Below are 16,774 nucleotides of genomic sequence, written 5' to 3' on the forward strand. Positions count from 1 at the left end.
GTAGATACTTTTGAATGGACAAAATCCCCGGTAAATTGGCTTGATTTTCTGGAGATGCTAAAACAAAAAGCCCTTCCTTAAAATAAAGGAGGGCTTGATACCGCTACTTCTCATATTTTCCGTTCCTATACCGATTTTGTTAAGCCGATATGGGTGATCATCGTGTCATACGGATCTAATTCCATGGTTTGTTTGCCATATTCCGTTTCAATCGTCGTTCTTTGAAGTTGATCGCTATTGTTAATAACAACCAATATTTTACTTTCTGGATAATAAGCACACTCTGTATATAGGTTATCTGTAATGTACTTCGTTTCATGTAACTCATTGCCTGCAAACCGAATTATATTCAGCAGCAACCTTGTGTTTTCCCAGCTGAATTCGAAAGAAGGAAGGTAGATCCCCTTTCCTTTACCAAAGGCATGAGTAGACAATGCTATCATACCACTCGTTTCCTCCACTACCGCAGCTAACCCATCAGTAAGATAAATGCTGTTCTTTGGCTTTATACTGGTTCCTTCAGGCACCAAACCATGCTCATCCCTAACCTCATAAGTCCATTTTCCATGACCTACCCTGGAGCCTGTATCCTCATCCAGACCGAGAACATGTGCCATTCTGAAAAAGCCGTCGTGGCCTTCGACCGCAGAGGGCTGGTTGATGCCAATAAAGGTACCACCCTCATAAACCCATTTCGTCAGTAAGTCCACACACTTGTTGTCATTCCAGTGCTCCCCACCACTCCATGCTGAACCAGCAGAGCCGGCATTGATCACTACATCACAATCCTGTAGAATTTCCTGACTGATATCTTCAAAATCAATGAATTGCACTTCAATCGGCAATCCGGATAAAGCTTCATTGACATGAATCAAATCATGCATATACGTTTCATGGAAATGGCCGGACAATGTCCACGATCTCAATTTTCCCCAGCTATGCAGAATAGCTACCTTCGTCTTGATGTGATAGGGTTTGCCTTCATGGTGCAGTTCTTTAATTTCTCTGAACTCATTGGCAATCTTTTCGATGTAATCGCAAAAATCCGGGTAAGGCTCTACAAGGTGCAAATATCCGCCCAATCCAATCCGGTCAATAGGCTCCCGCAGCAAGGCGCGCCGGATATTAATCCAATACTTTTTGGCATCCAGCGTGGGGTTTCCCCCTTCCATAAAGGTAGGAAGCCCGCCTAAGCCAACTGGAAATAAGTAAGGATGCAGCCGAATCTCATGCGTATTCACTTTTACACCTGAACAAAGCCTCGCCTCATAACCTGAGAATACACATTTAATCAATCCGTCAAATCCAAACTCTTGAAAACGGTCATTGTAAGGCTCCATGCCAACCCAACTGTCATCATAGAAAACATAGGCCAGCTTGTCGTGCCTATGCACAATGTCAATTAATTTCTTGCCAAATTCGATTACAAAATCATTGATAAATGCCATCCAATCCAGCTTGCGCTGCTCAGCCGGGATATGACTGACGCGGTATTTCCCGCCATTCACAAAATCCTCGGCAGTCATCGAATACCCGTATTTCTTGGCAAACAGATCAAGCGCTCTTGAACTTACCGTAAAATCGTATGAACCCCAGTCAGAGAACAGATGGCGATTGCGCTCATTACTGCCCCAGATCCAGGCGAAATTATAAAATAAGGAGGTAAACCGAACAACCGTGGTTTCCTTATGATGGAGACACCAATCTTCCATCCAATCCAGCAGATATTTTTGCGTTTCTGCATAGATGGGATCAATCTGCATCAAATGCTCTTTGTCCCAATGATTCGTTGTGTGATTGTACATGGAAATCTCTTCCCAGATCCGGTAGGCCATAAAGCTTACCGTGTATTTATGCCAAGGAACAATTCCGGTAATGACCACATTTCCGGATTCCCTTTCATAATTCCACTGTTCTCTTGGAACTTCCTCTCCGGTCGTTCTGTCAAAAACCTGCCAATAATTAAACGCCTCTTTGGAATCATTAACTTTGAATTGATCAGCAAAAAAATCCTCCATCAGATAGATGGATACATAATCTTGTACAGCTACCTTCGGATTTGTAATTAAAAAACACTGCTGCAGCTTATCCAGATGGTGGGACGCCCACTCATTATGATCTCTGATGATACAGATTGTCGAATATATGCCGTACCCAGCGTTAATAATCTCATCGGACAATTGCGTGCCGTCACTATCACGGATGACATCGGCACCCCACCGTTCAGCTAATTTCAGGGTCAGCGCCTCATAACCGGATTCTCCCGGTAGTGTAAAGGCCCCCGTGGTTTGTTTGGACAACTTGGTTCCCTCCTAATTCAACATATCAGACAGAAAGGCCAATGCCAGGCCTTGACCCCAGCCCTGAATCCAGTCTTTTGGAATATTGCGATACCCATCCCGATCTTTCATAACCGCTGTGCCGCCCGACACACCTAGTACCCGTCCGTCCTCGCTAATATGGTTCAAGATGCCCTCCAATGCCTTTTGCACGTATTTGGTATGCAGCGGATTGCCATTATTGATCATGGCCGCCGCGATTCCGCAAGATGCAGACACTTCTTCGTAGGACTCCTCGTCATCCAGTACCGTCCGCCACAGGCCGTTCTCCGTTTGAACCCCCTTCAGTGCCGCCAGTTGATCCCGAAGCGAACACTCCACGTCCATGCACTGCGGATATAAATACCAGTCTTTCAAATGAATTTTAACTTGCGACATGGTATATGCTCCCCAAGCATTCGCTCTCCCCCAGAAAAATCCGGACATATGGTCCTGCTTGACATTATTGTAGCCATGGTACCAGAAACCGCTACTAGGGTCTTGCAGGTATTTGATATGCCAGTAATATTGGTTTAAGGCGTCCTGGATCATTTCCTCATCCTTTAATTTGGTTCCTACACGGAGCAGAAAAAATGCCGCCATAAACAACGTATCCGCCCATGCCTGTTCTGGAAAATCATTAGCAACGGATACCGTATGCTGCAAAACATTGTCTCCAAACCTGAGAGCATGGTTCCGAATATAATCCACCTTGCTCATCACAATATCCCAATATTTCTGGTCCCCTGTTTCTTCATACAATGTGATCAGCATATGGCCCATAGCACATGTGTTTACCGTCCAGTGCGGCAGACCCAGATCGATATATTCATCCGCCCACTGCTTAAGCATATTCAAATAGTCTTTATTTCCTGTTTTTGTATAGGCCGTGGATACACCATAATAAGCCACACCGCAAGGCCAGTCCCACGTCAAATCCATCGCCATTGTTTTTCTGACGACTTTGTCGATAACTTTTAATATCTCTTCCTTGTCACAAATCAATTGAAGCATCTTTATTCCCCTCTCCTAGCGCACACGCCCCCAAAGGCGCTTAAGAGCTGTTTGTCGCCGTTTTGAAAACGCTTTACTTACTCCATTGTACGCAGTAAAATAGTCTCCATCTAAGCATATTCGCAACAAAACTGCGCAATTCTAATCATTTATGTATATCTGCTGGTTAAAATCAAATTCATGGGGGTATTGAATATGCCCAGAAAAAAGAAGCCCGTTATAGAATATCGGCACTACAGCTTGCCTATAAATTTCCCTGTCTTGCTATTAAGCGGTGAGCGTTGGAAGATTTCAGATATTAAAAGTGAGCATCTCCATTTCCATAACCATTTGGAGATTGGTATATGCTATTCAGATAGCGGCATCATGGAGATCAAAGGAGAATCTGTACCCTTCAAAGCGGGCGATGTGACCTTCATCCCCAGGTATCTTCCTCATACCACGTATAGTTCGCCAAATACAGCCAGTCTTTGGTCTTATATCTTTTTTTCGCCAGAGGACCTCTTTCAACATTCATTTAAAAGTGCTTACAGCAACTTCGAGCCGAATTTGTGGGTGGTGAAGGGAATGAACTGTATATTGAATAAGGAGCAACATCCCAAGGTTTATACACTTGCGACTTCAATCGTAGAGGAATTAAAGCAGCAGAATCCTTACTATCAGGAAAGTGCCTACGGCTTATTGCTATCCCTTTACATAGAACTCCTTAGAATTCATTCCAGGAATGAACTGTTGGCAGATCAAGAAACAGAGCATAGCCTGAAAAGCGATTTTGTTATTTCTCCGGTTCTGGAGTACATCACGAAAAACTATATGAACCCCATTACCATGGATTTTTTGGCCGATCTGTGCCATTTAAGTACAACTCATTTCCGAAGAAAATTCCATGAAATTATGGGGACGTCGCCTCTCGATTTCCTAAACAGCACCCGAATCGAAGAGGCTTGCAAGCAGTTAAAAAGCACGGAGGATTCTATTCTTTCGATCTCCGAACAAGTCGGTTTTCACTCCATTTCCAGCTTCAACCGTTGCTTTTCCAGGCTTATGGGAAAGCCTCCCAAAGAATGGCGTAAAGGGGCGCAATCCGAAGCCCAATCCGCAAAAGCGTCTATACTGGAGTTTACGGGGTGGGTTTAGCATTACAGCAGAAATAAACTTGATAAAACGAACTCAATATTCTGGATATCAAACTAGCCATTTTCTGCTTTATATGATTAATCACATTTTGCAATGGATCTAGAAAAAGCATAGAATTCAAATCTTTTAACAACTCCATTCCAGCAAGCCCCGTTGTATAGCCATCTTCGACCTTGAAAATTAATTTATGTAATAGCCAAGTGCCTAAAAATAAACGTAATGATGAAATCGGTGAATCTCACAATATGACAACAGATGTTATATTATACTTTGGTTGAAGTTAAACAAAGGAGATGGAGATGCTTATGATGAATCAAGAACCAAATCAGCAATTAGGCGAGATTATTGAGCAGTTCATACATTCATTTATAGCAGAAAATAATAACATTCGATCTCAAAAAGTAATCAACATTGCAGATGAGGATACGATAGCTCATTTAAGGGGAATTGGTTTTCCGAAAAAAGGAAGACAGATACAAGAGGTCGTCGATGAAATGAGGAAAAACGTCTATCCTCACCAAACCTTCATGCAACACCCTCGCTTTTTCGCATTGGTTCCTGGTCCAATGTCTCTTTACTCGTGGTTAGGAGATATCATGACCAGCGCCTATAATACCCATGCCGGAAGCTGGATGCTGAGTTCGAGCGCAAGCCTTTTAGAGGGGGAAATGATCCGGTGGATGTGTGACCAAGCAGGATATCCCAATACTGCTGGAGGCTTATTTCTGTCGGGCGGATCGCTGTCGAATTTGACCGCTTTAGCAGCTGCACGCAATGCAAAGTTATCCGAGCAGGAATATGCCATTGGAACTTCTTATGTTTCAGATCAAACTCATTCATCGGTCGCCAAAGGGTTACGCATCCTCGGATTCCGCAGTGATCAAATCAGGAAGGTTCCAAGTGATACAAATTTTCGTATGGATGTTTCAGCCTTAGAAAAAAAAATAATGGATGATCAAGCGGCTGGGATGAAGCCTTTTGCAATCATTGCCACGGCAGGCACAACCAATACGGGAAGCATTGACCCATTAAACGAAATTGCTGACCTATGTGAAAAACATAATATTTGGTTACACGTGGATGGAGCTTACGGTGCGTCGATTTTGGCTTCTTCGAAATATAAGCCCCTTTTGAGCGGAATATCGCGTTCAGATAGCATTACCTGGGATGCACACAAATGGCTAATGCAGACCTATTCCTGTAGCGTGGTTTTAGCCAAAGATAAGCAGCAACTCAAAAACTGCTTCAGCACACGCCCAGAATATTTGAAAGATGCCGAGACTGATGAAGAACATATTAATTATTGGGATCTGGGCCCTGAATTAACGCGGCCTGCTCGAAGTTTGAAACTATGGGTGACACTACAAGCTTTAGGAACTAATGCTGTCGGTGAAGCCATAGAGCATGGAGTTCAACTCGCAGAATGGGCTGAAGATGAAATCAAAAAACATAATCATTGGGAAATTGTATCCCCCGCTAAGTTAGCGATTGTTAATTTTCGATATGCGCCAACTGGATTATCTGAGCAAGAATTAGATTCACTGAATAGAAGGATCTCCCAAGAAATGACGACAAACGGATACGCCTCTGTGCTTACAACACAACTTAATGGAAAAACGGTTCTCCGAATCTGTGCAATTCACCCAGACACTACGGAACATGAGATAAGGAATACAATTCAGCTTTTATCGAATATAGCAAGATCATTAAATGAGAAAAAAGTTTTTTTATGATGTTCAATTGTGAAAATGAAATGCTACACTTTCTGTAAATAAACAAAAATGCTCAGCATCACGAAAATAAGAGGGGCACACCGCCCCTCTTTGCTGTTTTCCCAGACATCCAAATTATTTGCCATTGTGTAATGCAGTAACAATGAACAGCACCCAACCCTAAAGCATTTTTTTGAATGCAGAAACATATTCAAGTCGCTCTTAAACCCTCGTACATCAATGCTTCTTATCTCGATATATGACTATCACGCACTCCACATGTGTCGAGTGTTCAGTGAGGACAACCCTAACACGACGTGCCCCCATTAATGAAAGTTATTTATTTTCATAATGTACTACGTCGTAGTTCATAAAAATACTGCACAATGGGATGCTTTAACTTCATCTTCTCGGTCATGTTTAATATTCGCTTTTTTCCTACTCGTCTGTCCACTAAAGCTAGAATATTCAATAAGATATCATTACTCTCTAAGCTGTCCTCTATAGAAGTAGTTAAAAACTTATTAGCTACAACATTAAAATTAGACTTGCTTAATGAGGCCTGTGCTGACAAAAGCTCCTTTGCATGTTCTGATATTTTTCTACCTCTTGCAATTACTTGTAGACGATCCTCCGGAACATTCCCATTAGTATCTTTTCTGACCGTTTCAATTTCTTCATTGCTGATAGGAATTTGGATATTGGGATCATTCTTGATTTCCAACTCCGTCTGATACCATTTGATTGGACTAGTGATATCATTCATATTGAGTATGTTCTTCTTATCTACAGTTATATAACAAATTCCAGATTTATCAGGTAAATAACGGTAACTGGTCGCTCGGTATTCGACCCTTCCGTCTAACGCAGGACAAAGGAAACTCTCCAGTTGTTGCTTCAATTTACTCCAAGACATATATCCTCCTATGTTTTCAATGCCTACTAACAGCCCGTCCCCCACCTTGGCAATTTAATTTCCACGTTCCTCTACCTCATCATGATCCTTGCTTCCAAACTCATCAAGCAATGTACGCACTTCACTTGTTGATTTGGCGTTCATTAAGCTGTTTCTGAGTTCACTTGCCCCTCGGAATCCACGGACATATATTTTGAAGAAGCGGGCGAGAGGGCTGAACGAACGTGGCTCCTGCGCTGAATAATGATCATGGAGATCTAGATGAAGCCGCAGCAGTTCAAGCAATTCCTCACTGCTGTGTTCCTTCGGCTCCTTCTCAAACGCAAATGGATTCTGGAAAATACCACGCCCAATCATAATGCCATCCACTCCATATTGCTCAGCGAGCTTCAAGCCGGTCTGACGGTCCGGAATATCTCCGTTAATGGTCAGCAGTGTATCTGGTGCCACCTCATCACGAAGTTTCTTAATCTCCGGAATCAGTTCCCAGTGAGCGTCTACTTTGCTCATTTCCTCTCTTGTCCGCAGATGAATGGACAAATTCACAATGTCTTGTTTCAAAATATGGGTCAACCAGTCGCGCCATTCGTCTACGGCAGTGAAACCGAGCCTTGTTTTTACACTGACGGGCAGTCCCCCGGCTTTGGCGGCCTGAATGATATCCGCAGCGATTTCGGGACGGCAGATCAGGCCGCTTCCCTTCCCATTCTCGGCTACATTCGCTACAGGACAACCCATATTAATATCGATGCCTTTGAAGCCTTCTTTCGCCATACCGATGCTCATTTCACGGAAATATTCCGGCTTATCTCCCCAGATATGCGCCACCATGGGCTGTTCATCCTCTGTAAAAGTCAAACGCCCGCGTACACTTTTGTTCCCCTCCGGGTGACAATAACTCTCTGTATTCGCAAACTCCGTAAAAAACACATCCGGTCTGGCTGCTTCACTTACGACATGGCGAAACACAACATCCGTCACATCTTCCATCGGTGCCAGTATAAAAAAAGGTCGTGGTAAATCACGCCAAAAATTATTCGTCATATCAAAAACTCCTCTATAAATACCAGGACAAATCTTTGGTCCCAAAATGGTAAAGCTAACCTGCTCATGTCCTTGCTTCTTCTTCACATATAACATGTTTAAGCAACGTAGTTCAAACGGCAGTATATGTTAAGCATAGACATCTAAATGAGTATATCATACTCAATAGAGGAGTATACTCCCCAAAAGACTCGCAAAAAAAGGAAGAGCGTCGCCCCTTCTTGCCATCTTCTATACCGTACTGCGCTGCAGTTCATAGAAATACTGCACGGCATAACTTCCCCCAGCCTACGCCATTCCCAAGCGAATGGCTTAAAAAAAGAGCCGAGGAATAATATCCTTGACCCTTTTCGTCAATTTCTACACATGAATATCCAACATTTTCAGCTGTTCATTGATTTTGGCTTCAAGTTCCGCGATTTCTTGTTTATCTTGCTCTAGTAGCTTATTTACTTCATCAAGGTCAATAACTTGCTCTTCTTCAAACGTATCCACGTAGCGAGGAATATTTAAGTTAAACTCGTTTTCTTTGATTTCTTCAAGTGATGCCACGCGAGCATATTTATCAACATCTACACGATTTCGGTACGTTTCGATAATCTTATTGATGTTTTTATCAGTAAGTTTGTTTTGAATTTTACCTTTTTCAAATTCATTGCTTGCATCGATAAACAAGATATCTTTTGTTTTACGATTTTTCTTGAATACTAAAATCGTAGTTGGGATGGATACGCCGTAAAACAAGTTGTCAGGTAAGCCTATAACGGTATCAAGATAGTTTTTCTCAATGATCGTTTGGTGAATCGCACCTTCTGCTGCACCACGGAACAAGACACCATGCTATTTTAGATTTATTAAATCTTTCCGCCTACTCCTTTAAACTTATCTACAAAGGCAGAGATTTTCTGAAAAACGCTCTGCTTTTTTGTTAAATACTGAGGATTAAGAGGACTCATTTTAGGAAGAATTTCATTAAGCTCCGTTCCATTTTCACTAGCATATTCTTTTTTCAATGAATTTAAAATATATCTTTTTGCGGCCTCTTCACTAAGGCTTTCAGTAGTAATCAATTCTTCTGCTTCACGTTTTTGCTCCTTTTGAGCAAATGAGAAGAAGGCATCAATAATACTTGCTTTATCTTGAATATTATCCAAGTCTGTTTGATTAATAAAATCGATGATCAAACTTTCTTTCGCACGGTTCCCTACACTCGAACGAATTAAACGACGTACCTCTTCAACCAACGATTCTTTATCTTTTATTTTTTTGTTATTTTCAAAAATAAGTTCAAGAATATAATCTAAATTGATCTCTTGTGATTTTAGAAGATCTACTTCAAAGACAACCTCATCCCAATCAATAGAGGAATTGTCTTTTTGTTTTCCGTTTTTCTCACGACGAAGCCAATCACGAATATCATTATAGGATGAACGATAATCTTGAATCGTTCTTTCTTCTGGTACATTAATTTCTTGCATGGCAGCTATATCTTCATCACCCATATAGTGAGTAGATTTAAAATTTTCCAAAGCCTCAGAGTCATTGAGATCTACTGTTTGTAAAGCTTTTAGACTTGAAAACTCATCATAATTCTGCAAAATATTTTCAACACGCAAATATTCACCAAAAAGCTTGGCAAACTCTTTTTTATCTTTTTCAGTAGAAATATCTTCAACATCAGGAAAACGTTCTTGCAGCTCTTTTACTACGTCTACATAACCACGCCGGGCTTCCCCCGTTGCGATATCAGTAAACCCTTCCATATACTCTTTGTAGCTTTTTTCCAGCACTACATTTTTAGTGTTTGTATCCCCGAAAAGAGTAATAGCATCTATAGTGGCTTGTTCTAAATCTCTAAACGTAATGATATTTCCAAAGGTTTTAGTTGCATCATAGATACGATTTGTTCTCGAAAAGGCTTGCATCAAACCATGATACCTGAGATTTTTATCAACAAATAAAGTATTTAATGTAGGAGCATCGAACCCGGTTAAAAACATGCCTACAACAATCAATAAATCGATCTCTTTGTCTTTTACTCGTTTAGCAAGGTCACGATAATAATTTTGAAATTCCTTACTTTCAACGCCGTAATTGGTTTTAAACATAGCATTATAGTCTTTAATCGCTGAACTTAAAAACTCTTTTGCACTGCTATCCATTGCTGAAGGTTCAAATGTTTCATCTACAATTTCACCTATAGCATTTTGTTCTTCATTTGCAGCAAAGGAGAAGATTGTCGCAATCTTAAGAGGTTTACTGCTTTCCTTTTGCAACTTATTTAACGATTCATAGTAGAGTTTGGCTGCGGCAACACTACTCACAGCAAACATCGCATTAAATCCTTTTCCATTCGGATTTACACGATGGGTTTTTATTTTAAAATTATGAAGAATGTATTGAGAAATTTCTTTAATCCGTTCAGGATGTAGTAATGCTTGTTTGTTTTCTGCGGCCGATAGTTTTTTCTCGTCCTGTTCTTGTTCAATCGTTTTGAACATGGGACGTACATCGTTATAATCCACTTTGAACTTTAAAACTTTCTCATCTCGAATGGCATCCGTAATAACATAAGAGTGCAGCTCTCGACCAAAGACAGAAGCCGTCGTTCCAGAACCCAAAGCGTTTTGCGGAAAGATAGGCGTGCCGGTAAATCCAAATTGATAGAACTTCTTAAATTTTTTATTGATATTTTTTTGAGCTTCACCGAATTGTGATCGGTGAGCCTCGTCAAAAATAAATACCACTTGCTTATGATATATAGGTAAGTCTGTTTCGCTCTTAATTAGATTATTCAGTTTTTGAATCGTCGTCACAATGATTTTGTTATCTTCTTTTTCAATGTTACGCTTCAATCCAGCGGTATTTTCTGAACCGTTAACACTATCAGGAGAAAAACGCTGATACTCTTTGATCGTCTGAAAATCCAGGTCTTTGCGATCTACAACAAAAAATACTTTATCTATAAAATCCAGTTCAGTAGCCAAACGAGCTGCTTTAAAACTTGTAAGCGTCTTCCCTGAACCCGTTGTATGCCAAATATATCCGCCACTTTCAGTGGTTCTCCAATTTTTGGCTAAGTGTGAACTTTTAATTTTCCATAAAATTCTTTCTGTAGCCGCAATTTGATAAGGACGCATAATCAGTAGATTATCGCTTACATCAAAAACAGAATATTTCAGCAGTATACTCAATAAAGTATTTTTTTGAAAAAAGGTAGCGGTGAAATCTTTTAAATCTTTAATCAGGGTATTATCGGATCTCGCCCAATTCATCGTAAAATCAAAACTGTTTTTACCGCGTTTGGTCGTATTAGCAAAATAGCGGGTATCCGTCCCATTGGAAATTACGAAAATCTGTAAATATTTAAACAGAGAGTTTTCCGAATTAAAGCTCTCCTTACTATATCGATGAACCTGATTAAAAGCCTCACGTATAGCGATTCCGCGCTTTTTAAGCTCTATTTGTACCAAAGGCAAGCCATTGACTAAAATAGTTACATCATATCTATTGGCTTGTGTTCCTTTTTGTTCAAATTGGGAAATGACCTGCACTTTATTATTGGTGATATTCTTTTTGTCCACTAAATGAATATTTTGGATACGCCCGTCATCGAAAACAAAGTCGTAAATATAGTCGTTATGAATTTTACGGGTTTTATCGATATGGTTGTCGCTGGGTTTATCTAAAAACTGCTCGCAAAATCTTATCCATTCCGCTTCTGAAAATTGTACATTATTAAGTTCTTGTAGCTGCACTTGGATATTAGCAAGCATTTTTTCAGGAGTATTTAAGTTTGGGAGATATTTATAACCTTGATTGTCCAAATCTTGAATCAGTTCTCGTTCCAAATCAGCTTCTGTCTGATAATCAGCTCCTTGCTGATCGATCTTCGTATATTTATCTAGAACGATGAAGTTGTTTGATTCTACAATGGGTTTGAAATCGCTCATTCATTTCCCCCCTTAATTAATTTTTTAAACCTATATATCTCTTTAATTTCACTAATAAGATGCCTTAAAACATTCTTGTCATCATTTGTTAGCTCAACAATTTCTTCACCTGAATGCTTTGAATGACTGGATAAGTTTAGAATCCTTTTTTCATATGCAGTACGACTTCCTTCAACAGGTAATAACAAATCTCCCCAATCAGAATAACCTAAAAAAGTGGACATTTTCTCTAAAACATTTCGAAGAAAGTTAAAATGATATTTATATATTTGATTAGATTCAATAGCTTTATCGATTTCATTTATTAGAAAAAGATGATAAGAAAACGGCGAATCATTAGGCTGAGATATTAGTTCATAAGTGCCCTCTTCTTTCTTTTCTAACCTGTGCTTTTTAAAGTGTTTATTGTTGTTGTAACCTGTTTTTTTGTTAGAATTGTTAAATTCATTACAGAGTACATTATAAAAAAGAGGATTATGTGTAGTTATAATAAATTTAAGGTCTGATTCACTGTGTTTTATTAATTGTGCTAAATTTACTGCTAATTCAATCAAGTGGTTATCATCTAATGAACTTACAGGGTCATCTATAAATACATACTCCAGCTGATCAAACTGATTTGTTTCTCTATCACTTGGTTCGGCTACGTTTAATACAGCAATAACTTGTTTAAGTAGAGAATAAAAAACACACCATACAAAGTTACTCTCTTCACCTTTTGAAATTTTAATGTTATTTGAATGCTCTTCATTACCACGCTCATATGAAAAAGTTATTTCTGTAAAAGCTCCTACTGTTACATCTTTTCCATCCTTATCTGTAATAATATATTCTTCATTAAAACGTGGAGTTAATTTTTCGTCTGCATAATTTTGAAAATTTTCAATAATATTCCTGTCTTGTCCTTGCTCTTCAAATATCCATTTTGTAAAAGAATTCGGATAGATTTTCAGTTTTGGTTCAGTATCATTTTCTAGATCATTATCCCAATAAAATAAATCTTCCGTAAAGGCATTATAGTAAAGGAATTTTTTACCAAATGCCTCTAGTTCCTCAAACTCGGCCCCCCCCTCTACTTTCGGTGCAAATAACAATTTGAATTCCCGTGAAAGCCTTGTTTTACCCGTTCCATTAAAAGCATAAATCAGTTGAATTTTTTTAGTATTACCTTTTAATTGCTGTGCAATTTCAGTTAATGAAGCACCCATATTACTCCTCTACCTCCTCTTTTGGAAAGCTAAGAAGCATATTACGGTAATATTCGTATTGTTTCTGACGCAACTCTATTTCATGAGGCAAACCCTCAGTAATTGATGATGTCAAGGCATCGAATTTGTCTAAAATAGACACAATGCGTTGTTGCTCGGAAAGTGATGGAACAGGGATTTTTATTTTCTCAATTACTTCTCTTTTTTCTATATTAGTAATAGCTCCACCTGTACTACTAACTATTAGATTTGTAAAGCATTCAAGATAGTGTTTTATATACTTTATACTAACCTTTGATAAATCAAGTCTAAGTATTAATAACGCTTGGTTTATAACACCGATTTTATCTTGTTGTTTAATTATTGATATTTTACCAATAGTTCCTGAGCAACTTATTATTATATCGTTCGGTTGGACTGTAAATCTTTTCAAACTTTTTGCTCTATCATTATCAATAAAATATCTAAAATCTCGTTTATCATATATCGCATGCTGTTGCTCGTAAACAGGAACTCCTTCTGTAACAAAAAATTCTTTTTTCAACGCTGAACCAAATGGCCCACGAATATATCCTTTTGGTTTTAACACTTCCCCCAATGTCTTCCACTCAACTTCACCCTCTTCAAAAGTCAACAACTTATCACGGTAATAGATATATTGCTTTTTACGAGCTGTAAGCTCTGCTGTAAGCTCTGCTGTAAGCTCTGCTATACGCTCTGTGAAGCCGTCCAAAATACGGACTATTTCCTCTTGTACTTTAAGGGGTGGGATGGAGATTGGGTAATTTTTAACGATTTGTGCATTAATGTTCGTTTGTGAGCCAGAACCAAGTGATTTTATGTGATCATACTTGCTTGTAAGATAATGAAAAACATAGCGATAATCTGCGACTTTATCATCAAGTTGAATATTGGCACAAGCCTGGTTTGTAGCCAAAGGAATCTTATTAATACCTACTTTGCCAACTGTTGCCCCATACATTGCAATAATAACACAGTTTGCGGGAATCAATTTTGCACTGGAATTTTTCAAACCATAATCCGTAATTTTTACCCCAGTATCCCAAATTTCACAAAAATCAACTTCTTGAGTACGTAGCCAAGGAATCTCACCATTATAATATTCAGAAACACCCGTGCGGGGGGTTCCACCTGATGAAATCTTGACAGCCACCTCCCCCAACGTCTTCCACTCAACCTCAACCCCATCAAGCAATTTATCCATAAAATTCGGCTTAATCATGATTCGATCACCTCAATAATGTCATCAATTTCAGCACGTAGTTGGTCTATCTTTGCTACAGTCGTTTTTATTTGTGCATTCAGCTCATTTATATCAATGACTTCCCTAGTGTCTCTTGCTTTCACATAGGAGCTCACAGATAGATTGTAATCATTTTGAACGATTGCATCATAATCAACGGATTTTGCAACATAGTCAATATCTTCTTTACTGTCAAACAATTTTATAATTTGCTCAATATGTTCATCTGTAAGTATGTTATTATTGGTTTCTTTTTTATAGAAATCTACTCCACTTGCATCAATAAATTGAGTTTTATTATCGGTTTTATGCTTAGAAAGAACCAAGATATTAACCGCTATTGAAGTCCCGTAAAAAAGGTTAGGTGCTAATGAAATAACCGTTTCAACAAAGTTATTATCAATCAGATACTTTCTAATTTTTTGCTCTGCACCACCACGGTAAAAAATACCAGGAAAACAAACGATAGCAGCACGACCTTTACTTGAAAGGTAACTAAGCGTATGAAGTACAAAGGCAAAATCGGCTTTAGATTTTGGGGCTAATACGCCTGCAGGAGCAAATCTTTCATCATTAATAAGCGTAGGGTCATCACTACCAATCCAATTTACGGAATAAGGTGGATTAGATACAATGGCATCAAAAGGCTTTTCGTCACCAAAGTGAGGATCTAAAAGCGTATTTCCTAAAGCAATATTAAACTTATCGTAGTTTATATTGTGTAAAAACATATTCATACGTGCAAGGTTATAAGTTGTATGGTTAATCTCCTGTCCATAAAAACCATCTTCAATAATATGAGCATCAAACTGTTTTTTTGCTTGTAATAATAGTGAACCAGAACCAGCTGCCGGGTCATAAATTTTATTAATAGTTGCTTGCTTGTGTATCGCTAGTTGCGCAATAAGTTTAGACACAGACTGCGGTGTAAAGAACTCTCCTCCGGATTTACCCGCATTGGCAGCATAATTAGAGATCAAATACTCATAAGCATCTCCAAAAAGGTCGATATGATTGTCTTCAAATTTACCAAAATTAAGCCCTTCAACGCCTTTAATGACAGCAGCCAGACGACTATTTTTCTCTTTCACCGTATTCCCTAATCTATTGCTTGTCGTATCGAAATCAGCAAATAATCCTTTAATATCTAATTCGGAAGGATAACCGTTTGCCGAACTTTCTATAGAAGAAAATATAGTAGCTAAATCTGTATTCAAACTTTCATTTGTGTTGGCAGTTTTTGCAATATTAGCAAACAGCTGACTAGGATATATGAAATAACCTTTTGTTTTGATTGCATCCTCTTTAATTTCTTCAGTTATAATACTATCGTCAAGTTCTGCATAATTGATGCTTTCGTCGCCACCTTCAATATAACTAGAAAAATTCTCACTAATAAAACGATAAAAAAGAGTTCCCAAAACATATTGCTTAAAATCCCATCCGTCTACAGATCCACGAACATCATTGGCTATTTTCCAGATTTGAGATTGTAATCCTGCACGTTGTACTGCACTTGACATTTGTATACCTCCGATTTTTATAATGAGCACTCGCGAAACTCCGAAAGTCCAAGTTTGCTCTGTTTTTTCTGCTTTTCTTGACGCTTATCTTAATATTTTCTTCTTGTACATCTATTATCTCTTAGGTTCCCTAATTAGAATAGAGAATTCCATTCGAATTTATTATACCAAATGAAGCGAGATGTCTTCGGCCGTTCGATTGTGGGCTGCTAATGAGAGCCGTTGTGTACAGCTGCCATGGATCTGCGAAATGCTCCAAAAAACCTTGGACGCGGGATGCTACGTCCTACTGAATACGAGGCAGAACGCTTAGAAATTCGAATTGACAATAGCCCTGAATTCTTGAGCGGATGGAACGACTTGCAAAGAATAAGGGTGCAATACGAACAAATCCTACTAGCGACGACAAATTTGAATGCGTAATTCGAGTCGTTTCACAGCATTTTGGAGTACAACCTATTTCGCCGACGCGAGTATTCGTCATTGGATGACTAAATAAAGTTTTACAACCAACATGCATGCACGGCAAATTAAAACGAATAGCCCCTTATGCTTTAGCGAGTGGTTCATGACTTTACCTGAGTGCAAGGCATTTTAATGAAAAGCGTAAGTTAGAGCAAAACTGCCAACGCACGAGTTTAAGCGTAAAAGTCTTCAGTATTAAAGGCTAGCCGGTTGTACTTTC

10 protein-coding genes and 1 pseudogene are annotated in these 16,774 nt (G+C 39.0%); 2 read left to right on the plus strand and 9 right to left on the minus strand.

The annotated features are described in order from the left end of the window. Window positions 1-125: 125 nt before the first annotated feature. The gene (gene gnpA / locus NLX73_RS20560) at window positions 126-2,300 is read right to left on the minus strand and encodes a 1,3-beta-galactosyl-N-acetylhexosamine phosphorylase (RefSeq protein WP_254327190.1); all 2,175 of its coding nucleotides are present in this window, start codon (window positions 2,298-2,300) and stop codon (window positions 126-128) included. 12 nt (window positions 2,301-2,312) lie between these two features. Next, the gene (locus NLX73_RS20565) at window positions 2,313-3,332 is read right to left on the minus strand and encodes a glycoside hydrolase family 88/105 protein (protein WP_254327191.1); all 1,020 of its coding nucleotides are present in this window, start codon (window positions 3,330-3,332) and stop codon (window positions 2,313-2,315) included. Window positions 3,333-3,527: 195 nt separating this feature from the next. On the opposite strand from NLX73_RS20565, the gene NLX73_RS20570 reads away from it, so the two are divergent. Both NLX73_RS20570 and NLX73_RS20575 read left to right on the plus strand, forming a co-directional pair. Beyond that, window positions 3,528-4,469 (plus strand): AraC family transcriptional regulator, encoded by a 942-nt coding sequence (locus NLX73_RS20570; protein WP_023987100.1) that lies wholly within the window; start codon window positions 3,528-3,530, stop codon window positions 4,467-4,469. Between the two features lie 305 nt (window positions 4,470-4,774). Then, window positions 4,775-6,202 (plus strand): pyridoxal phosphate-dependent decarboxylase family protein, encoded by a 1,428-nt coding sequence (locus NLX73_RS20575; protein ID WP_254327192.1) that lies wholly within the window; start codon window positions 4,775-4,777, stop codon window positions 6,200-6,202. Between the two features lie 325 nt (window positions 6,203-6,527). On the opposite strand, the gene NLX73_RS20580 is transcribed toward NLX73_RS20575, so the two are convergent. The 7 genes and pseudogenes from NLX73_RS20580 to NLX73_RS20610 form a co-directional block, all read right to left on the minus strand. Next, window positions 6,528-7,097: an SF0329 family protein gene (locus tag NLX73_RS20580; protein ID WP_254327193.1), complete on the minus strand. Its 570-nt coding sequence runs from the start codon at window positions 7,095-7,097 to the stop codon at window positions 6,528-6,530. Window positions 7,098-7,151: 54 nt separating this feature from the next. Continuing rightward, complete coding sequence (locus tag NLX73_RS20585; RefSeq protein WP_254327194.1) at window positions 7,152-8,141, minus strand: tRNA dihydrouridine synthase; 990 nt, start codon at window positions 8,139-8,141, stop codon at window positions 7,152-7,154. Between the two features lie 360 nt (window positions 8,142-8,501). After that, window positions 8,502-8,981: pseudogene (locus NLX73_RS20590) on the minus strand (N-6 DNA methylase); the annotation flags it as partial. Window positions 8,982-8,995: 14 nt separating this feature from the next. Further along, window positions 8,996-12,094, minus strand: a complete 3,099-nt coding sequence (locus tag NLX73_RS20595) for a type I restriction endonuclease subunit R (protein WP_254327195.1) — start codon at window positions 12,092-12,094, stop codon at window positions 8,996-8,998. Further along, the gene (locus tag NLX73_RS20600) at window positions 12,091-13,302 is read right to left on the minus strand and encodes an AAA family ATPase (RefSeq protein ID WP_254327196.1); all 1,212 of its coding nucleotides are present in this window, start codon (window positions 13,300-13,302) and stop codon (window positions 12,091-12,093) included. The genes NLX73_RS20595 and NLX73_RS20600 overlap by 4 nt, the downstream gene beginning before the upstream one ends. Before the next feature lies 1 nt (window position 13,303). Further along, on the minus strand, window positions 13,304-14,545 hold the full coding sequence (locus NLX73_RS20605) for a restriction endonuclease subunit S (protein ID WP_254327197.1): 1,242 nt from the start codon (window positions 14,543-14,545) through the stop codon (window positions 13,304-13,306). Further along, complete coding sequence (locus NLX73_RS20610) at window positions 14,542-16,089, minus strand: type I restriction-modification system subunit M (protein WP_254327198.1); 1,548 nt, start codon at window positions 16,087-16,089, stop codon at window positions 14,542-14,544. Before NLX73_RS20610 ends, NLX73_RS20605 begins: the two co-directional genes overlap by 4 nt. Window positions 16,090-16,774 lie beyond the last annotated feature (685 nt).

The organism is Paenibacillus sp. CH40, assembly GCF_024213605.1.
In the GTDB taxonomy this organism is placed as follows: Bacteria; Bacillota; Bacilli; order Paenibacillales; family Paenibacillaceae; genus Paenibacillus; species Paenibacillus polymyxa_B.